Raw genomic sequence first — 19,248 nt, 5'->3', positions numbered from 1 at the left:
GTTAGATACAATCTACCCATCCCGTTGATTCATATATCGCTCGCCCCACTCGTCCAATTGGTCCAATATGGATTTCAGCGATAATCCCAATTCACTCATTCTATAGACCACCAAGGTCGGGAATTTTCGAAAGTCTCCTGATGCGAGCTTATCATCTGGGACTGTATTATGACAACGATTCACAAGCAGCAACTTCATAATTCATGTGGCAAAACGGGTCAAAATGTAAAAAGGACACAACCTTACAGCCATCCGGAATGATTCGGTGCAATTGCTCCTCAGCTCCTGGCTGAAAGTCCATTGTCCAATAACAAACAATATACGGTGCCAAGTGATGGCTCGGCACATATTCCCGGTAACTGTACCCGGGGTGATGCAGCTCCGGCTGCAGTTTGGGTGATGGTACAGGACGATAGGAATGTATCATTTCACATTCTCCCTTGCTGCTATTTTTGCTCCGTCATTCTTCAAATCATATCAGATTTTCGCGCCCCTCAACATGAAAAAAGCTCCCCAGTCCTGTTACCAGGACAAGGAGAGCAAAGCGTTAAAGAACTATGGTTTCATTGTTCTCCGTCTGAAGCCTAACCACACACCGAGAGCGATCAGCCCGAGACCCGCCAGATAGAACGGATAGTGGCTTGCTTCACCCGTTTGCGGCAGCATCGTTACCGTAGTCTCCGATGGCGGAGTTTGCGGTTTCGGCGTTGGTACTGCCGGCTTCTCCGGTTTCGGCTCGCCTTCACCGCGTGGAGTATCCTCCTCATCGATGTCAACGGTTGGCGTTTCCGTCGAAGGCGTTTGAGGGGTTGTTGTCGGTTCGCCTCTTGGGACATCTTCATCCGGTACTTCTACTTCGTCGGACGGCGTCCCTGGGTTGGACGGAGTTACCGGAGACTGCCCTGAATTGCCATCAGACGGACGATCCGGCTTATCATGATCATGATCCGAGTGATTGCCCGAGTTGTCAGATCCTCCTGGATCCGTTGGGTTGCCAGGATTTCCTGGGTCGGTCGGGTCCGTTGGATCCGTCGGATTACCAGGGGTTCCTGGGTCGGTCGGATTGCCAGGATCTGTTGGATCCGTTGGATCTGTCGGGTCTGGGTCTGTAGGATCCGTTGGCTCGCCAGGATTAGTTGGCTCTTCCTTAGCGTTCGTGATAGTCAGTTTCTTTACATTGCCTTGGCTCTGCATTTTGGAGTCGATCGTTACGTCCCTTGTTGCCTGATTGATCTTATATCCTTCCGGAGCTGCCAGCTCCTCCAGAATATAGTCATCATACAACAGCTTCGTAAACAGGATTTTGCCGTCCGCATCCGTTGTTTTTACGATTGGCGTCTTCTTGCCCGCTTTATCGTAAAGCACGAACTTCGCTCCCGCCAGCAGCTTCGTCTGATCATCCTGATCAACCTTCGTTACTTCCAGGCTGCCTGTTACGCCGCCTCCTGAGCCTGAACCGGAGGAAGTGCGAACAATAACCTCTTCCGTCGTTTCCCTGATCTCGGTCTTCAGCTGATCTCCTTCGAGCGCCACTTTATTTTGTACAGCTTCTTTATCCCCGGCGGTGATAAATGACTGATATTCCAAAATATACGCTGTGGAGATAGCGTCTGCAAACTTTAATTCAAACGTCTCTTGATCGCCGTCAAGCTTTGAAATGGTTAACGTATAATCTTTACCTTTTGTCAGCTCATCAGCTTTGACCGCTTCACCGTTTGCATTGATCTTGGTTGTGTACAGATGGAATGAGTCCTCGAGCAAGATTTGGTTCGCACTTGGATAATCAATAACTTTGGCGTTGGAAATTTGCGACTGGCCTTCATTGATGCGAATGGACCAATCGATTTTGTTTCCGTTTTGAGTGCCGTTTTTCTTCACATATTCGCCGCCGTGGGGAATCGCTACACTTGCGTTCCATGTGGCTGCTTTATCGCTGCCGTTCCACAACTCAGCCGTATTATCAATATTTTTGACAATCAAAGTGCCTTGCAGCGACGTTTTGAACTCGATCCAGTATGCGGTTGAAATCGGGCCGGTAAAACGAATGGACACTTGGTTTCCGTTCGCTGCGGATGGTTCCGTCACCTCATATTGAGACGCAGGAATTTGGACGCCCTTCGTAATCCCATTCCGTTCTCCTGTCAGCTTCATCTCGTATACCTTAACCGAATTCGGCACAAGCTTCTGCTCAAGCTTCAGAACATCCGTTACAACCGCTTCGTTTAGCGATTTGAGATTGTAGTTCATCTTGATGTTCCATGTCATCTCTTTGTTGACAGGATCGTAGCTGCCGTCTTTTCCTCCGTTATTTCTCGTATAATCGTCGGAAGAGAAGCTCGCATCCCGTTGAATCGGCCCTCTTGCCTCACCGTTCTCGCTCCATGTCATGATGGCTCTGTTCATGTAATCCAGCTTGCTGTTCTTCAGCCAGTCGATGTTAAATTTCGTTTGATACTCAATCGTATACGTGGTGTCAATGGTCTTGGAGAAATTAATTTCAAAACCGCTTCGTGCATTATCGTATTCGACCTTATAATCACTCGCAGGAACAACTTTCCCGACCGCTTTTACGATCACTGAATCCGGAATGAAATCGAGGCCGCCTTGTGGGAACGTATCCTTGATGACTACATTCTCCATACTGTACTTGCTGCCGTCCGGCTTTTTATCACCATTAACAGTAATAAGCCACTTCGCCGTTTTATTTGCAAAATCGACATTCGAGACGCCCTTCACCAAAGCGCGAATTCCTTGGGCCGGAGCGGTTACTTCCTTGGACGTATCACCCGATACGACTTTATTCTTCACCTGCTGCCCGTCAGCGCTCGTCCGGTCGACTGGCTTCGTTTGATAAACGATTGTATACGGAGAATCGATATCCCTCTTGAATTGCAACGTAAATCCGTTCGTACCTGTCGGTGTAAAGGTGTATTCATCCGGTGAAAGCTGATCTTCGGCCTTCGTCGAATTCCCTTTATACACCTTCAACGAATCGGTAACCAATGTATGAATCGCACTGAATTCATCCGTGATGACGGCTTGATTACTCGGAATCTTCTTCTCGTTGAAATTGTATTTCACGGTCCAGGTGATAATTCCGGTGTCCTTATCCTGGCGATATGACTTATCCAAAAACTTACCGCGGTCTACCGTTACCGTAGCGGTCGATTTGGCATCTTCCATCCCATCGCCAGAGAGTACAGCAGTGTTCTCAAAACGCGTTTGCTCGCCGGTAAGCTTCGTCGAATAACGAATCTCATAGGCTTTGCTGATCGTCTCATCCTGGAAAGCAAGCTCCAGTTTGGCACCGCCGTTCGTTTCGACTGTATACTTGTCGGCCCCTACCTTTTCGCCAAGGACCGTCGAGCCATCGCCGTTAACTTGCAGGCGGTACACCTCCACAGAGTCGGCGATAAGCTCCGAGCCTTCAGGCATCGTATCGGTGATGACCGCATGCTTGATTTTATCCAGCGACTTGTTGACCTGAACCGTCCAATCAATCCGGTCTTTGCCAATCGCTTTTCCCTGCTTATCGATCAGCTTTCCACCCTGCGGCTTCAGATTCACGATAACGGTCTGCACTCCGCTTTTTACCGGAATGGCGATGATGACTTCCGTGCTCCCCTTAATGGTTTCCTTCGTAAACTCGGTACGTATTTCCAGCTTGCCACTTACGTTAGAATGGCTCTCCACATAATCGTTGAAGGTCATGACAACCTTGCCGTTGCGATCAACTGTAAATCTGCCAACTTCGCCTTGACCGGCAACGAGCGGTGCTTCAATCTCCGTGAATACTTCAAACTGTGACGGCAGCTCGAAAGTAAATGTATCCCCATTCTTGTAGCCGTGTTCGTTCGAAAGCTCCCATTCGTAGCCGAGATTAACAGCTGCACCAATGTCCAGGGTGCTATCCGGATTGTATACCGCATCAATCACGGTACCATTCACGTCGGTTAACACGACTTTTGTTAAAATGCTGTCCGTATTGTTGACCGGCGCTGGTGGGATATAGACGTCATCCGTGACTCCAACGTCTCCCGTCTCTCCATACACGGATTCCTGCACGTTTGACGGTGCATCGGCCGCATTAGCATTGACCACACTGCCCGTCCAGGCGGATACACCAAACAGCGATTGAAGCAGAAGCAGCAGCGCCACAACGATTCCACTAACTTTTTTCTTCATAATCTCTCCCTCAGTCTCTACATCACCCTCGTAATGTTCGGTTCCGATCCTGCTGCCGTGCGCAAATCAGAGTATCTATACTCCATTGAATTGTATGCCGTTAAGAGACCTCCCAGTCCATCACCTCCGCATATTTCTAATGGCGCACAATTCATCGTTCCTGTTTTTCCCACCAGAACCAAATGGGCTTCTTGCATTATAACTGCCCGATCTCTACAATTTCTCTACAAACTCAAATAAGCCTTGGACATTTGTCCAAAGCTTAGATTAATTGTATTATATTTAGTAATATTTGGATACCGAGTAGCGAGCGGCATCCTTTATCATTTTGAAGTCGGCTCCTTTGGCTTTCCAGCTCGCATCGACCGTTGTATCAATGGTTACCCACTTCCCGTTCAAATAAACTTCATTCCAGGCGTGGTAAACATCGACGTATTCCGATGTTCCCATATCAAGCTTGGCCGGAATGCCGATGCTCCGCAGCATGGAAGCGAATAAGGAGGCATAATCGTAGCACATCCCTTTCTGTCCTGCAATCGTACGGTTGATATTGGGAAGGTAGTCCGTCAGATCACTGGTTGCAAGTGCCTTGTCGTATCTGATCGTACCAACAATATATTCATAAATAGCCTGCACTTTTTCCTCGTCAGATTGAGCAGACCGGGTCAGCTTCTTTGCAAGCTGAGCAGCCTTGTCCTGTTCGCTCCAATTGATATTTTGTACAGAGCCCAGAAACACTTTGCTATTGTTCGTCAGTTGAAGCGTAACGGGCGCTTCCTGAACGATTTTATATTTGGTACCGCTGATCTGTTCCAGTACGGTAACCATATAATCACCGTTGCCCATCTGCAGCGGAAATGCTTCCTGCCGTTTGTTCGGCGAAAGCATATATGTATATTTGTCCTGACCTTTTGCAATCATGAGCTTCGTCTTCATGCCGGCTTTCACGTCATATCGAATAACGATCACACCACGGTCCAGCTGTTCCAAGCCCAGCCAATTTTGAGATTGGGTAGCTTGTACTAATGGAGCCCACAATAATAACGCAAAAAGTCCTACAATCGCGAATATTGCGTTGCGCATACTGTAAACTCCCTTCGGTAGCCAGGCTGCCATTGACATAACGTCAAGAAGGCCCTGTAGCTTTGCGTCCCAGTCTTTCGACAAGTTTGCCGTTATCGTGCTAGAGTTTCCAGATTTCAATATTTTTTTATCCAAATTAGAAAACAAAAAAAGCGTCTTCTTTTCGGTAGCTGGCTGCCATCTGACATTATCGTCAATTAGGCCCTATAGCTTTGCGTCCTCGCCTTTCGACAAGTTTGCCGTTATCGTGAGTAGCTTTTGTGAGACTATCTTACCAGACATCTCTATTTCTATCAAGAGAAAATTTACAAGATTCATTGATTTCTGCGCCCATTCGATGATCTTTTTCGATTCTCTCTCAGACCATAAGAGCAAGAATGAGGACGAAATAATAAAGCCTCCTTGATAAAATGAGTTCACCAAAGCCAAGGAGGCAGAAAAATGTCGGTCATTCAGGAATTCAATAATCTCCACAATTCAGAGGATCTATTATTTTTGGGTAATGCCTGGGATCTTTTATCAGCTTTAACTTTAGAGAAGGCCGGGTTTAAAGCCATTGGCACAACCAGTTGGGGAATTGCCAACTCGTTAGGATATGCGGACGGAGAGTTAATAAATTTTAGTCAAAATCTAGCAATCGTCAAAACCATTGCAGAGAATGTAAAAATACCGGTATCCGCTGATATTGAAGCAGGGTACAGCGAAAAATTGGATACGATTATTAATCATGTATTAAAAACGGCAGATGCCGGGGTTGCTGGCATTAATATTGAAGATTCCTTGAAAAAAGAGAAGGGGTTAAGGGATATAAAGGATCATTGCAGCCTCCTGACACGAATGAGGAACGAACTGGACAATCACGGATATAAGGATTTTTATATCAATGCCAGAACGGATACTTACTTTCAATTGGAAAACCCGTTTAATGAAACGATCAATCGGGCCAAGGCATATGTTGAAAGCGGGGCCAGCGGTATTTTTGTGCCGGGAATAACGGAGGATGGTGAGATTCAACAAGCTGCTGCTCAAATCAAAGCACCGCTCAATATATTGTCTTTGCCTAACCTGACAAGTTGTAATAAGCTGAAAGAGTTAGGCGTGAAGCGCTTCAGCTTTGGAAATGCCCTGTCAGACAAAATTATTGCTTGTTTAGAAGACAATGCGGCTAAATTATTGGAATTACAGGATACAGCTCATTTATATGAGAACTAGATCAGGAAGGCAGGCGATGAAAGAATGACCAATATAAATCTTTCATTTGATGAGATGTGGGAGAAAATCATTGCCTGTGACCGGAAATATGATGGATTATTTTATACAGCTGTGAAAACAACGAAAATCTACTGCCGTCCTTCCTGCAGATCCCGAAAACCCAAAAAAACAAACGTTGAGTTTTACCATAATATCAGTGAGGTTGAACAGGCTGGCTATCGTGCATGCAAAAGATGCCAGCCTGAAGTTGAACATTCTCCTCACAGTGAATTCGTTAAAAGTATTACGACGATTTTAGTGAATCAATATAAACAAAATTTGAAGCTGAATGATGTTGCGGAACAGGTCGGTTTAAGCCCCTTTTATCTTGAAAGGCTATTTAAAAAAGAAACATCAGAGACTCCGCGTACTTTTTTGGAAAAAGTGCGCATTGATAAAGCCGTACAGCTTCTTCAAACGACCAATATGACAAATCTTGAAATTGGTTATGAGGTTGGCTTTCAAAGTCTCTCTAATTTTTACAAAGTGTTTCGAAGCTTAAAAGGCTGCTCGCCAAGCGAGTTTCGTAAGATGAGTAAAGAACTCTAACCGGCGGGCTGGAGAGCCTGTCCACCTTATATCTTGGAGGTCCCTATATGAGCAGACTGCATATATTAGATTACCAATCACCCATTGGAATGGTTGAAATACAAGGAACAGAGCAAGCGGTTTATTCTATCCTGTTCACAGAACGGGATCACATCGTAAATGCTGTCCATGACGCAACTCCCCGGGCTTTGAAGCTTTGCCATGATCAGCTTGATGAATATTTTAAAGGCACGCGCACGGAATTTACATTTCCTTATATATATGAAGGTACCGAATTTCAAAAAACAGTCTGGAATTCTTTGAAAACAGTACCCTACGCACAAACATGGTCCTACAAAGATATTGCTGTTTCTATTGGCAATGAAAAGGCCATACGGGCAGTCGGCAGCGCAAACGGTAAAAACAAATTAAGTATTGTCATCCCTTGTCACCGAATTATTGGTACAAACGGGAAGTTAACCGGCTATGCGGGCGGTTTATGGCGAAAGGAATGGCTTCTTAAGCATGAAAGCCGTTTGGAAAAAAGAAGTATCACTAAACCATTGTCCTAAAATTGGTATCAAGTGCAAGGATGAATACTTTTCTGGCCATAAGTGCATTTTAACCTTGACCCAATAGACGACGAACCATTGATATTAATCATGGTCTCATGTATAATTGGGTTAGATTCAAGGGGTCATTGGCAATCACTTCGGTGGTTAGGCGATGGCCTCTTTTAGTTTGAGCATATATAATCGAATGCCAGTAGCAACCTCCGCATTGAGGTACTTAAACTTCCTGCTCCAATCTCTTTCGCGACTTCAATTTTCCCCTTAATATATGCTTCGATCTGATCCCGAGCTAGCCTATGTATGTTGTAAGCGATGATGTCCTGTTCTTTTGGCTCTTTGAAGAATGGTATCTTAGCATTGTTACCCTGACTCGCAACATATCTAAGTGCAATTTCAGTAGGTATCTCGTTTTTATTAAAAATATAATCTTCCACATATGAAATTAAATCTGGTGTCCGGAATATATAAGTTGCATCACCTAAAGCTACTACAAGTTTCTCGTCACCTATTCTTTTTTCGAGCTCCTCTAATTGCTCTGGCGCAATCAACAAAGTATTTAAACTTCCTTTTTTTCCACTATCAACAATTAATTTTTTTATAACTTGCTGGAAACGCCTAACTTCTGAAGGAGATACCCCTTGGTTAATCTGAACAGTTTTCTCGTACAATTCAGTGAAATTGTCGGTTTGAATTACCGTGTACTCACACCCTAATTCTTTATCATATACCGTCCTCTCCAACAATTCCTGCATCCCTTCCACTCGATCAACAATAATTATCCGAGAACTCATTCTCTTTATTTCTGACGAAGTGAGCGATGTCGAAAAATCCTGAATGATTTTTCTAACATTATGTATTTGAAATTGCTTTTTTAAAAGGTGAGATTTGTGTTCGATATGCTTGTTGTTGCGTAAAGTTTTCAACTTCGATTTCCTGTGCATAAAATTTTTCATTAAACGAGGCCTCTATTATTGTTCCAGCCTCTATATTGGTATAATAAGCCACTTCACTATCGGTTGCAGATACATAACTTTCCCTGACTTTATTTCTAAGTTGATTTAAAAAAGCATAGAAGTCTGTTTCTATATTCAATTGTCGCCAAAATCGTTGAAGCAACTCCTCCCAGCTCGGAAAGCCAGCCAAGTACTTCTTGGATATACCTGAACCAATAAACACTACAGGATATTCGTTACTCTGTTTTAAAATGTCCAAAGAACTGCTCATAAACCAGCCTCCTTTAGGTGCAACAATTTTGTAGAATTATAATAATAAAATGTACTATACGACGCTCAACAAAACAAATAAAATTCCAGTTATTCAAATATACAAAGTCGTTACCGACATTTATGACACGGCTCGGCATCAGTTCTATATAATTATAGGGTATATAGCCAAGCAATTAAGCTATGAATTCCCCAACATCCCGGCAAGTTCATATAAGGAGTCATACTGCTGAATGCGGTAGTGACGGCCTTCTTTTTGCAGATATCCTTTATCGCAAAATTGGGCAAACACGTACAATAAGTGCCGGTAAGAGACACCCAAAAAATCACAAACGATTACATGCTTTTCCTTATAGATCCCTTCATCCGCAGTTTGCAATATAAAATCCGCTAACCGGTTTTCAAGCGGGAAGGCGAGGCTTTGCGAAGATTTGGCAGCCATTTTGGTTGCTTTTTCACTCAGAAACTTCGTTAGCCCGCGCAGAAATACCGGATCTTCCAGCATCTGTGCGCGGCAATGATGAAAAGGAAACGCAAAACAAACGGTTCTGGCAGAGGTTTGGATCCCTTTTGTATAATACACCTCATTCAACAATTCCATTTCCCCAAAATAGTCTTTAGCATGGATAAAATTAATCAGGGACACCTTCCCGTTGTGATGAGTGACATAAATTTTGGCCTTTCCTTCAACGACATAAAATAAATAATCCGGCCTCATGCCTTCCTTAATAATCCATTCGCCGCGCTTATATTCATGCACTTCTATACACTCTTCAATCGGAAAAGAAAATAAATGTGCTATGGAATGCTCCTCCAGATAATGTTCTCTTTTCTCATTTTTATAAATTTCCATCGTCCACCCCAAAAGATGAGATATCTCATGTTACTGTATTTCTCCCCATGATATCATGCAACCTGAGGGGGAACAAAATGAACACACAACGCTGGATGAGCAGACAATTTTTTAGCTTTTTTGTTACATGGGGAGTTTTCCTGCCTTATTGGACCGGATGGTTGATTCATACAAAAGGGGTAACGGTGTCACAGGCAAGTCTGATGATGAGCGTGGGTTTGGTAGCAAGAGGCCTGTCCACATTAATTGTGTTTCCTGTATTGTCGGGGAAATTCAGCAGTAAAGCCTTATTAAATGGAGCTGCTATCGGCACACTGATTGCACTTCTCTGTTATATTCCATCCCATTCCTTCGGCAGCTTGCTTGCTGTAACCGTACTTTTACATTTGGTTTACCCTGCGTTAATGCCTGCTTTGGACAGCGCGGCTGGAGTCCTTGTGCAGCGTCGGCAATTACAACATTACGGGAAAAGCCGCTTATGGGGATCCATTGGATTTGTGGTGACAGGTTTGGTCTTGGCCGTCTTTACAGGGGCAATGGGGGAAAAAGTTATATTATGGGCGATGCTGCTTGGCATCGTGGTGTTTGTATGCCTTGGATTCATGCGCGCACCCACGGTTTTATCTGAAAAGCCGCCAGCGGTTAAAAGCAAAAGAAACGGAATGCTAAAACTATTTCAAATCAAACACTTTCCTTTGGTGCTTGTCATTGTCATTTTATTGCAGGCGGCACACGCTTCTTATTACAATTACGGCTATATTTATCTGCAAGAAATCCATGCACCGAAATATTTGATCGGCGTCATTATTAACATCGCCGTAATTGCAGAAATTATTTTTTTCGCGGTCGCTGACCGCAAATTTCACAATTTTTCAGCAGGCTCCTTACTGGCGCTGGCCGCACTGGGTTCATCCTTGCGATGGATACTGGTATTTGCCTTTCCGAATGTGATTGTGTTCAGTATCGCGCAAGCCTTGCATGCATGCTCATTTGCGATGGGGCATTATGCCTTTATGAAATATTTGATCAAACATATCCCGCATGAACAGGTTCCTAAAGCACAGGGAATGTACTCGGCCCTGGCACTTAGCTGGAGCACAGCAGTGTTCACCATTTTTGGCGGCTATTTATACGAAATCGAGCCAAGATACGCCTTCTTGGGAATGATGGTTTGTACCGTACCCGCGATGCTGCTTGCACTTGTGTATCGGAGATTGGAAACCCGAATGGTTCATTGACCTGGGACCCTCCTTTCTCATGTTCTGGAGACGCTCCGTGCATATCCCACCTAAAGAGCTGGGAAACAGGGAAAGTTTCTCCTTGCTCCCGGCTCTTTGTTTATTGAACAGCCCCTTGGCATATCCTCAAAAGCTATTCAAAATGCCATAAATCTGCCAGCAGAGCGTTCGGATGGTCCAGGTTTCGTTCATTGCCACCAAGGTTACCCTTCCTGTTCGAGTGTTTTGCCAAGTGCATTCAGCATCTCATTTGTGCCATGCTCGCGCACTTCCGGCGTATCGTGCCCGTCGAAGAATGCCCCCTGCTCCGTGAAGATCAGCTTCGTGCCGCCTTCAATCGGAATGAGCTCGACCGTCGTGATCGAGACCGAGATACGCACATCATCCGAATCCAGGGTGTAGCTATAGACGATGCGCTGCTCCGGCACAATTTCCTGATAGCATGCGTCAAAGGTAAAGACAGGCCCCTCTGGCGGACCTCCGCTGCTGTATTCGCGTCCTCCGACATGAAATTCGAAAATATCGGCTTTCGAGAACCATTTTGCTTTGACAGCTGGATCGGACCAGGCTTGGTATACCCTCGCAGGCGATGCGGCATAAGTCCGCTCTACGGCGAAGGTGGCGTGTTTGACAAATCGTTCAGTCATAGTTAATCCTCCTTAGATTTCGAATCTTCCTCTTCTTCGGCAAGAAAATTACCCAATAAATTCAGGCGCTGCTCCCAGCTTGTCCGCCGCTCAATGACCAGCTTCTCATGGCTCTTTTTCATCGCTTGCAAAAGTTCGGTGAAGTCTTCAACCGCTAACGGTTCCTTCCCTTGCATCGACTTGGACACATGTTGAAGCAGATCAAGAAGCGTTTGTTGCAGCTTGATTTGTTCCTTGATGCGGGACATTTGCAGGTTGACGATCTCCAGCGGGCTGAACTGCTTGTCGTTCAGAACCGACTTGACCTCCTCCAGAGACAAGCCCAACTCCTTCAGCGATACAATCTGCTGCAGGCGGGACATGTCAGATTCACTGTACAGCCTGTGCCCGGACTCCGTTTGGCCGGATGGCGAGAACAAGCCGATTTGATCGTAAAATCGCAAAGTCCGCACGGTGAGCCCCGTTAGTTTTGCCAGGTCCCCCACCTTCCAATAACGTTCCATAAGAAACTCCTTCGTTAGCGCTAACTATTTACCGGTAGTTTAAGTATAAAAGATGACGTTACGTAAGGTGCAATCGAAATTTTAATTATTTCTTGTTGACTTAAACCATGGTTTAAGTCGTATCCTAATCCTGTCGACAATGAAAGATATGATTTGGAGGCCTCCAGATGAAGTATTACTCAATTAGCGAAGCTTCAGCCATGTTCAATGTTCCGGAATCCACGTTACGTTATTATGAAAAAAAAGGACTGCTGCCGCTCATCGAGCGTGATGAAGCTGGCAGGCGGTTATTTTCAGAAATTCAAATTACGCTCCTTAAAGTTGTTACGAACTTAAAAAACACCCACATGCCCATACGGGGTATCAAGCAGTATGTTGATTGGGTCGTAGAAGGAGACCGCACCACCGAACTCCGGCTCGAAATGTTGAAGAATCACAAGCAAGTTGTGCTGGACGAAATCTCGCAGATGAATGAAGCCTTGGAAGGAATCGACGTAAAAATTGCAACTTATACAAAACGGGTTCAGGAAAGAAAGAAAAATGAAGTGAAAAATAATGGAGAAGAGGCGCTATTATGAAACTTTCAGGAAATACAATACTTATTACAGGCGGAAGTGCAGGAATCGGATTGGCTTTTGCGGAACGCTTTCTGAAAGCCGGAAATAAAGTCATCATTTGTGGACGTCGTGAGAATGTGCTGCAAAATGCGAAAGAAATACTCCCTGACCTCATTACACGTGTCTGTAATTTGGATATTGAATCCGAGCGTGCAGCTTTGTTTGATTGGGTAACGGAAAACTATCCGGAAGTGAATGTGTTGGTTAACAATGCAGGAATCCAGCAACGATTTAATGTGTTAAAAGCCGATGCGAAGAACGATTGGAACTATTTCAATAAAGAAATCACAACCAACATTGAGGCACCTTTCCACCTCTCTATGCTGTTTGCTCCTTATTTTACAGAAAAAGAAGAGTCGACCATCATTAACGTGACATCCGGGCTGGCTTTTACACCATTTGTCATTGCTCCGATCTATTCAGCGACCAAAGCGGCCCTGCATTCGTTTACCATGAGTCTAAGACACCAGCTTTCTGAAACATCTGTAGAAGTCATTGAAATTGCCCCTCCGGCAGTAAATACCGATTTAGGCGGATCGGGACTCCATGTGCATGGAGAACCATTGGATGCCTTCGCAGATGGCATTTTCAAAGGACTGGAAGAAGGGAAAGACGAAATTGGGTATGGCACTTCTGTAGGCCGCTTGCGCATGTCGCGTGATGAAATTGACGAGTACACGGAAAAGATGTATCAGGCCACGAAAAACGAAGTTGAATAAAATACACTTGTTCCAAATTTCTGCCTCTGCTATGCCCTTAGTGCGTATGCGGAGGCAGGCCTGTTTCTCAACAATGCGCTGTCAACAGTCGCTAAACTGAGACCTTAACTGCGATCCGAATGACATAGCTCTCCGGATTTTTCTCAGAGAAATAGTTGAGTAAATCCATTGCATACGCATTTCCGCATACCTTCATTCCGTTTTGCTCGATGTATTTTTGGAGGATGGAGCAAGTTTCCGGCATGGTCTCATAAGAGCCTCTATGGTCCATAACAGCATAGAAACCCTTGGGTTTGATGATCATTTTTTCTCCCGGAATGGGCGCTTTCAGCAAATTGGCTATATAGTCATAAGAAAAATCGCCAGTTTCAAAACCGTCCTTGCCTATAATCGTCCAGATGGGAAATTCGTGATCGATAACATGCTTTTCGCAATAATCTCGATGTTCACTTAGTTTTCTGGTAAACTCCTTGTCGTCATCACCATGTTCCAGCGGGGTGGCGATAAAATATTCCTCTTCACATTCCTCTATTAGTGGAACATCCCGTAACCCTTCCATCGTTGTCTCTGTCATTTGAATGGCGCTTCGCAGAATATCTTGCATCCGTTTGATTCGAAGCTGTTCCGCTTCCAGATCGTGCTGCTTCTGTTTAAGCAGCTTGACGAGCAGGGGAGTATTCTGATTCTGAATAAATTCCTTGATTTCCTGCAGAGAGCTTCCTGCCTTCTTGAGTACATTAATAATATCAAGCAGGTAACACTGTCGAAAAGAATAATAACGGTAGCCTTTTGCATTAATAAATTCGGGCTTTAAAAGCCCGATTTCGTCGTAATGAAAAAGGGTATGTTTGGTTACTCCACACATGCTGGCCAGCTCGCTGGTAGTAAAGTATTGATTGTAAATTTCCGGCATCTCTTATACCTCTCACTATAATCTGAAGATCCTCAGCTTAAATTGTAACCGATGAGTTATTGCTTGACTATAGGGTAACCCGATAGTTTAGGTTATTTTTATACAAGGATTTCAGATTCATGAGATATGGAGGAACAACTAGAATGAATGATTATAAACGCTGGATAACTCTGATCGTGGTATCCAGTGCGCTTATGCTTATCGTGATGGATGCGACGATTCTTTACACGGCGCTGCCGAGCCTAACCCATGATCTTGGTGCGTCTGCATCGGAAAAATTGTGGATTCTGAACGGTTATTCGCTTGTCATGGCGGGTCTGCTTCCGGCGATGGGTACACTTGGGGACCGTTTAGGTCATAGAAGAATGTTCACCCTTGGGTTAATCGTTTTTTCGGCAGCTTCGCTCTTGGCGACTTTTGCTCCAACACCTGCTGTATTGATCGTTGGAAGAGTTCTCCTTGCCGTTGGTGCATCCATGATGATGCCTGCTACATTGTCCATCATCAGAGTTACATTTACCGATCCGCGTGAGCTTGGATTGGCCATCGGCATATGGGGCTCCATTTCCTCCGGAGGTGCAGGGCTCGGACCCATCATTGGCGGACTTCTTGTGGAGCATTTCTGGTGGGGAGCGGCTTTTTTGATCAACGTTCCCATCTCGATCGCAGCGCTTGTGTTGACACTGGTATATGTCCCCAAGCATGCGGGCAATCAGGAAACAAAGTGGGACCTGACCGGCTCCTTCCAGATTTTGATTGCCATGGTGGCGCTGATCTATGCTATCAAAGAATTTGCACGGCGGGAAGGGTCCCTAACATTTGCAGCAATCGGAGCCATTATCGGAGTCGTGGCACTGATCATCTTTATCCGGCGCCAACTCAGAAGCTCCAACCCGTTGCTTGACTTGTCACTTTTTAAAATATCTCCTTTTGCCACGGGATTTATTACAGCTTTGGTTGGCCTATTCGGACAGTTGGGCATTCAGTATATCGTGACTCAGCGTCTGCAATTGGTGGAAGGTATGAGTCCGCTGCAGGCGGGACTTATTACACTAAGCATACCAGTCGCGGCTCTTGTTGCAGGACCGCTGGTCGGGAAGATCATGCATCGCTATGAAGTGATACGCATCAAGAGCTTCACGCTTATGGTTGCAGCTTTGGGAACGCTGATCTATTTATTCCAATTTAATTCAGGCATTGCGGGGCAAATACTTGGTCTGGCGCTCCTTGGTGCAGGCTTGGGAGCAGGAATGACGGCAGCGTCTCACTCGATCATGAGTTATGCGCCGCCCGAAAAAGCCGGGATGGCTGCTTCTATCGAAGAAGTGGCCTATGAGCTCGGCGGAGCGTCCGGAATCGCGATTATCGGAAGCATGTCAGGTCTTGTGTATTCGTTGACCATGAAAATTCCTGCTGGACTTCAGGTTCCGGCAAATGTGAAAGACAGTCTGGATGAAGCGCTAATTGCTGCGGAGGGCTTGCCCGGACAAGCAGCCGAGGCGTTGAAAGCAGCCGGTCGTGCAGCTTTTGATGAGTCCTTTTTTACAATCCTCGTCGGGGTTACGGTATTTTTTGCAGTCGCTTCGTTAGTCATAGCTTGGGCAGGGGCACGGTCAAAACAAAGAAAAACCGGGGTGTAAACTATTTTTAGCCGCTGATCAAATCACCGAATCGGCGGCTCTGTTGTAATGGATACAATCACCCGGCTGCCTATTTGGCAGCTTTTTTATTTTATGTTGACGACCACATATTTATGTGATATCTTTTGTTTAGTCAAATATGTTGACGACCACACAAATGAAGGGAGTGATTAAAGTTAAAAGAAATAATAGCGAATCCATTGAAAATGAAATCAGTGCGGTAACGCAATTTCCCGTAAGCTTCTCTATATTCAGCATGGCTCGTTCACATCATAAGATTGGAGGACAGCTGCTTCGAGAAGCGGGCCTATACCCAGGGCAGGAGCTCGTACTCATGCAGTTATGGCACCAAGACAGCCAATCACAGAATAGCCTTTCACGGTCACTGCGCCTTGATCATTCGACAATCGCCAAATCCGTTCGTCGTTTGGAGGAGGCAGGACTGGTCACCTGCAGCCGCTCTCAGGAAGATAAACGCGTAACCATTGTATCGCTCACTCAGGCAGGTCGTGAGTTTGAACCCAAGGTGATTGAGGCCTGGAGCAAGCTGGAAGAGATCACAACGAAAGTTCTCAATGACGAAGAAAAAATGCAGTTTGTTGCCCTGGCACAAAAAATTGCCGCTTCATTAGAAGCTTGAATGTAAATCAAAAAATGATGAGTGACAAAGGAGAGATAAGCATGTCTAACAAGTCGATGCAAGCCATTCTGGTCCATGAATATGGCGGTCCAAATGTTTTAAAGGTAGAACAAGTTGAGCGCCCTCAGCCGCAAACGGATGAAGTGCTCGTTCGCATCGTGTACACCACAGTTATTCCGCTTGACTATAAAATTCGTAATGGCTGGCTTCAAGATGTTTTCCCTGTAACATTCCCCTACATCCCTGGATTTTACGCTTCCGGAGTTGTCGAAAAGGTGGGGCAAGGTGTAACGGAGTTCAAACCGGGGGATCGTGTATTTGGCACTATCCGAGGAGCCTATGCTGAAAATGGCATTGCGCAAGCCCGGGAATTAGTTAAAATTCCCGATCATCTCACCTTTGAAGATGCGGCAACGATTAAGGCAGGAGCCGAAGCGGCTTGGAAAGCGTTGTTCACCGAAGGCGAGCTACAGTCTGGCCAAACCGTTCTCATTCATGCGGCAGCTGGCGGTGTTGGACAATTTGCCGTTCAGCTGGCCAAGTGGAAAGGAGCAACCGTGATCGCTACGGCTTCCGCCTCTAACCTGGACTTCGTCAAGTCTTTGGGTGCGGATCAAGTCATCGATTATACCACGACAGCTTTCGAAGACGTCGTCAAAGAAGTAGATCTGGTCGTCGATTCCATTGGAGGAGATACCGAGAATCGATCCTGGGCTGTTCTGAAAAAGGGCGGAATTCTCGTTTCTTTGGCTCAGGATCCATCCCAGGAGAACGCGCAAAAACACGGTGTTACCGCTAAATTCAACACCAAATTCCCAACCTACACGGATCTGCAGACCATAACGGAATTAATGGCCAAGGGTACGATCAAAGCAGAGATCGATTCTACTTTCCCGCTAAACCAAGCCGACAAAGCACTGGAGAAAAGCGAAGCAAGACACGGACGGGGAAGAATTTTGCTGCAAGTAAACTCAATCTAACAGCAACATGTATGAAAATGAACATTAAAGAAGGAGCCACCCCGGCTCCTTCTTCATATTCAACCACGATTTACTGCATCTTGGTTTAGATTTTCAGTGCTGGTGCTGTAGCATAGCGGGCCTTTGACAATATCTTAGACCTTTTTTACAAACTCCGACTTTAACTTCATTGCACCGAATCCATCAATTTTGCAATCAATGTCATGATCCCCGTCAATCAGACGGATGTTTTTGACTTTGGTGCCGATCTTCAGGACCGATGATGTTCCTTTTACTTTCAAGTCTTTGATGACAGTAACCGAGTCTCCATCCCGCAGGACATTGCCGTTGGCATCTTTTACGATTTTTTCGTCTTCACCGGCTTTGGAATCAGATTCCAGGCTCCACTCATGAGCACATTCCGGGCACACCAGCAAGCTTCCGTCCTCATAAGTGTATTCGGAATTGCATTTCGGACAATTAGGCAAGTTAGACATTAATTTTTTGGATTCTCCATTCATTATATTGATCTAATCTCTATCATACTGTCACAGGCTGTATCGGATCGTCAAGCACCAGCAGGTATACCACAGACTGACAAAATATAATTCACTTCGTGGGCATCGATATGCTATTTGCAGCACCTTACTCTATTCTTTTCAAAAGTGCTCGATATCGCTCTATTTGCTCCTTCGTCGCGGCTTCGCGCAACGATTCCCATTGTACAGCACACCTCTTAAAATACCGATCCATCCCTAGTTCATGGGCAAGTCTTATCGCCTGTAAAATGCACTCGACCGCATCCACCAGTCGCCCCACCCACTGTTCATATATCGCCCGGTGGTAGAAGTAATGGTACATATCATCGTTGTTTGATGAATATGATTCTATGGCAAAGCCCGCAGCTTGTTCACTGAAAGTATGTAAAATCCGATCAATCCGCCACCCATACCGCACCGCCGCCTCCATAATCGTGGTCAGCCCCTTCACACATTCCTCGGGATGCTTATACAGAAAACCCACATACTCCTCAAGCAACTCAGCCTGTCCCGCCTCAATCTCCAGGGCATACCGGTTCGCCCGTGCTTTATGCTTAAAATCCTGTACCACCTGCTCTTCCGCTTCATTCAGCGTATCCATCCATTTCAGTTCCGCATATCGCCCGATACACGCTCGCGCCTCCTCTACCCTCCCCAGCTTCTGAAAGGCAAGACCCTTCATTTCAAGACTGTACCCGTAATAATACAGCAACGGATGCTCAGTATGGTTGTATGAGGCAGACCACCCTTTGGATTGACGCTCCCGCCGCTCTTCATGGATACACTTCACGCATTGGTACAAAATATCCGCCGTCTCCAACACCTTACTCCAATTTTCAAAGCCTACAGCCATATTCAGCATTTCAACAATGATATCCGGTTTGAGTGATTTCAGAATGAAAGTTTGCAAAGATAGTTCCTCCTTTACAAAAGTAGTATAGACGAAGCCACACTCCTGGGGAATGACTAGTCTCTTTCATTATACTACTTATAATGTGCAATTTTACACCATTATTGCTAGATATTTTGTCCTGACTTTTATAGCCGATCTTATCTAAGGGATTGTAGCAAAATAAACTACCTGTTTTTAGGCGAAATTGTGTAGTTCCATTCTCCATGAAAGTCATTTTTTTCTAAG

The 19,248-nt window shown here is 45.3% G+C and carries 21 protein-coding genes and 2 riboswitches; of the genes, 9 read left to right on the top strand and 12 right to left on the bottom strand.

Going from position 1 to position 19,248, the window contains the following annotated elements; genetic code table 11:
* Window positions 1-12: 12 nt before the first annotated feature.
* From ACE5LO_RS12990 to ACE5LO_RS12975, 4 genes are all read right to left on the bottom strand, one after another.
* The gene (locus ACE5LO_RS12990; RefSeq protein ID WP_375520452.1) at window positions 13-198 is read right to left on the bottom strand and encodes a winged helix-turn-helix transcriptional regulator; all 186 of its coding nucleotides are present in this window, start codon (window positions 196-198) and stop codon (window positions 13-15) included.
* Window positions 167-427, bottom strand: coding sequence for a DUF6597 domain-containing transcriptional factor (locus ACE5LO_RS12985; protein WP_375520451.1), 261 nt, complete (start codon window positions 425-427; stop codon window positions 167-169). Before ACE5LO_RS12985 ends, ACE5LO_RS12990 begins: the two co-directional genes overlap by 32 nt.
* Before the next feature lie 128 nt (window positions 428-555).
* Window positions 556-4,185 (bottom strand): collagen binding domain-containing protein, encoded by a 3,630-nt coding sequence (locus ACE5LO_RS12980; protein ID WP_375520450.1) that lies wholly within the window; start codon window positions 4,183-4,185, stop codon window positions 556-558.
* 282 nt (window positions 4,186-4,467) lie between these two features.
* Entirely contained in the window at window positions 4,468-5,268 is an 801-nt protein-coding gene (locus tag ACE5LO_RS12975) for a transglutaminase-like domain-containing protein (protein WP_375520449.1), read from the bottom strand.
* Between the two features lie 13 nt (window positions 5,269-5,281).
* Window positions 5,282-5,369, bottom strand: a riboswitch (cyclic di-GMP riboswitch).
* Between the two features lie 61 nt (window positions 5,370-5,430).
* Window positions 5,431-5,519: riboswitch (cyclic di-GMP riboswitch) on the bottom strand.
* Between the two features lie 190 nt (window positions 5,520-5,709).
* On the opposite strand from ACE5LO_RS12975, the gene ACE5LO_RS12970 reads away from it, so the two are divergent.
* The 3 genes from ACE5LO_RS12970 to ACE5LO_RS12960 are packed head-to-tail and all read left to right on the top strand — an operon-like array spanning window position 5,710 to window position 7,619.
* A complete protein-coding gene (locus tag ACE5LO_RS12970) occupies window positions 5,710-6,480 on the top strand; it encodes an isocitrate lyase/PEP mutase family protein (RefSeq protein ID WP_375520448.1) in 771 nt (256 codons plus the stop codon).
* A gap of 24 nt (window positions 6,481-6,504) precedes the next feature.
* Window positions 6,505-7,068 (top strand): bifunctional transcriptional activator/DNA repair enzyme AdaA, encoded by a 564-nt coding sequence (locus ACE5LO_RS12965; protein ID WP_375520447.1) that lies wholly within the window; start codon window positions 6,505-6,507, stop codon window positions 7,066-7,068.
* Window positions 7,069-7,115: 47 nt separating this feature from the next.
* Complete coding sequence (locus ACE5LO_RS12960) at window positions 7,116-7,619, top strand: methylated-DNA--[protein]-cysteine S-methyltransferase (RefSeq protein WP_375520446.1); 504 nt, start codon at window positions 7,116-7,118, stop codon at window positions 7,617-7,619.
* A gap of 164 nt (window positions 7,620-7,783) precedes the next feature.
* Here the strand turns inward: ACE5LO_RS12960 and ACE5LO_RS12955 are convergent, their stop codons facing one another.
* From ACE5LO_RS12955 to yeiL, 3 genes are all read right to left on the bottom strand, one after another.
* The gene (locus tag ACE5LO_RS12955; RefSeq protein WP_375520445.1) at window positions 7,784-8,359 is read right to left on the bottom strand and encodes a hypothetical protein; all 576 of its coding nucleotides are present in this window, start codon (window positions 8,357-8,359) and stop codon (window positions 7,784-7,786) included.
* 109 nt (window positions 8,360-8,468) lie between these two features.
* The gene (locus ACE5LO_RS12950) at window positions 8,469-8,843 is read right to left on the bottom strand and encodes a hypothetical protein (protein WP_375520444.1); all 375 of its coding nucleotides are present in this window, start codon (window positions 8,841-8,843) and stop codon (window positions 8,469-8,471) included.
* A gap of 180 nt (window positions 8,844-9,023) precedes the next feature.
* The gene (gene yeiL, locus ACE5LO_RS12945) at window positions 9,024-9,695 is read right to left on the bottom strand and encodes a transcriptional regulator YeiL (protein WP_375520443.1); all 672 of its coding nucleotides are present in this window, start codon (window positions 9,693-9,695) and stop codon (window positions 9,024-9,026) included.
* 77 nt (window positions 9,696-9,772) lie between these two features.
* On the opposite strand from yeiL, the gene ACE5LO_RS12940 reads away from it, so the two are divergent.
* Window positions 9,773-10,933 carry an MFS transporter gene (locus tag ACE5LO_RS12940; protein ID WP_375520555.1) on the top strand — a complete coding sequence of 387 codons (1,161 nt, stop codon included), beginning with the start codon at window positions 9,773-9,775 and terminating at the stop codon, window positions 10,931-10,933.
* Window positions 10,934-11,136: 203 nt separating this feature from the next.
* On the opposite strand, the gene ACE5LO_RS12935 is transcribed toward ACE5LO_RS12940, so the two are convergent.
* Both ACE5LO_RS12935 and ACE5LO_RS12930 read right to left on the bottom strand, forming a co-directional pair.
* A complete protein-coding gene (locus tag ACE5LO_RS12935) occupies window positions 11,137-11,580 on the bottom strand; it encodes an SRPBCC family protein (protein ID WP_375520442.1) in 444 nt (147 codons plus the stop codon).
* 2 nt (window positions 11,581-11,582) lie between these two features.
* Complete coding sequence (locus ACE5LO_RS12930) at window positions 11,583-12,083, bottom strand: MerR family transcriptional regulator (RefSeq protein WP_375520441.1); 501 nt, start codon at window positions 12,081-12,083, stop codon at window positions 11,583-11,585.
* Window positions 12,084-12,250: 167 nt separating this feature from the next.
* Between ACE5LO_RS12930 and ACE5LO_RS12925 the strand changes: the two genes are divergently transcribed.
* Together ACE5LO_RS12925 and ACE5LO_RS12920 are read left to right on the top strand one after the other, a co-directional pair.
* The gene (locus ACE5LO_RS12925) at window positions 12,251-12,661 is read left to right on the top strand and encodes a MerR family transcriptional regulator (protein ID WP_375520440.1); all 411 of its coding nucleotides are present in this window, start codon (window positions 12,251-12,253) and stop codon (window positions 12,659-12,661) included.
* Window positions 12,658-13,419: an SDR family oxidoreductase gene (locus tag ACE5LO_RS12920; protein ID WP_375520439.1), complete on the top strand. Its 762-nt coding sequence runs from the start codon at window positions 12,658-12,660 to the stop codon at window positions 13,417-13,419. Before ACE5LO_RS12925 ends, ACE5LO_RS12920 begins: the two co-directional genes overlap by 4 nt.
* Before the next feature lie 91 nt (window positions 13,420-13,510).
* Here the strand turns inward: ACE5LO_RS12920 and ACE5LO_RS12915 are convergent, their stop codons facing one another.
* On the bottom strand, window positions 13,511-14,332 hold the full coding sequence (locus ACE5LO_RS12915) for a MerR family transcriptional regulator (RefSeq protein WP_375520438.1): 822 nt from the start codon (window positions 14,330-14,332) through the stop codon (window positions 13,511-13,513).
* Window positions 14,333-14,475: 143 nt separating this feature from the next.
* Here ACE5LO_RS12915 and ACE5LO_RS12910 point away from each other — a divergent pair, with 143 nt between their 5' ends.
* From ACE5LO_RS12910 to ACE5LO_RS12900, 3 genes are all read left to right on the top strand, one after another.
* Window positions 14,476-15,972, top strand: a complete 1,497-nt coding sequence (locus ACE5LO_RS12910; RefSeq protein WP_375520437.1) for an MFS transporter — start codon at window positions 14,476-14,478, stop codon at window positions 15,970-15,972.
* Window positions 15,973-16,129: 157 nt separating this feature from the next.
* Complete coding sequence (locus ACE5LO_RS12905; protein WP_375520436.1) at window positions 16,130-16,612, top strand: MarR family winged helix-turn-helix transcriptional regulator; 483 nt, start codon at window positions 16,130-16,132, stop codon at window positions 16,610-16,612.
* Window positions 16,613-16,653: 41 nt separating this feature from the next.
* Window positions 16,654-17,592, top strand: coding sequence for an NADP-dependent oxidoreductase (locus ACE5LO_RS12900; protein ID WP_375520435.1), 939 nt, complete (start codon window positions 16,654-16,656; stop codon window positions 17,590-17,592).
* A 134-nt stretch (window positions 17,593-17,726) separates the two neighbouring features.
* Here ACE5LO_RS12900 and ACE5LO_RS12895 read toward each other — a convergent pair whose 3' ends face one another.
* On the bottom strand, window positions 17,727-18,068 hold the full coding sequence (locus tag ACE5LO_RS12895) for a zinc ribbon domain-containing protein YjdM (protein WP_375520434.1): 342 nt from the start codon (window positions 18,066-18,068) through the stop codon (window positions 17,727-17,729).
* Between the two features lie 148 nt (window positions 18,069-18,216).
* The gene (locus ACE5LO_RS12890) at window positions 18,217-19,020 is read right to left on the bottom strand and encodes a DNA-binding protein (RefSeq protein WP_375520433.1); all 804 of its coding nucleotides are present in this window, start codon (window positions 19,018-19,020) and stop codon (window positions 18,217-18,219) included.
* Window positions 19,021-19,248 lie beyond the last annotated feature (228 nt).

It is taken from the genome of Paenibacillus medicaginis (genome assembly GCF_042138635.1).
In the GTDB taxonomy this organism is placed as follows: Bacteria; Bacillota; Bacilli; order Paenibacillales; family Paenibacillaceae; genus Paenibacillus; species Paenibacillus medicaginis.
The sequence above is the reverse complement of the archived record's forward strand: the minus strand, read 5'-3'. Positions and strand labels throughout refer to the sequence as shown.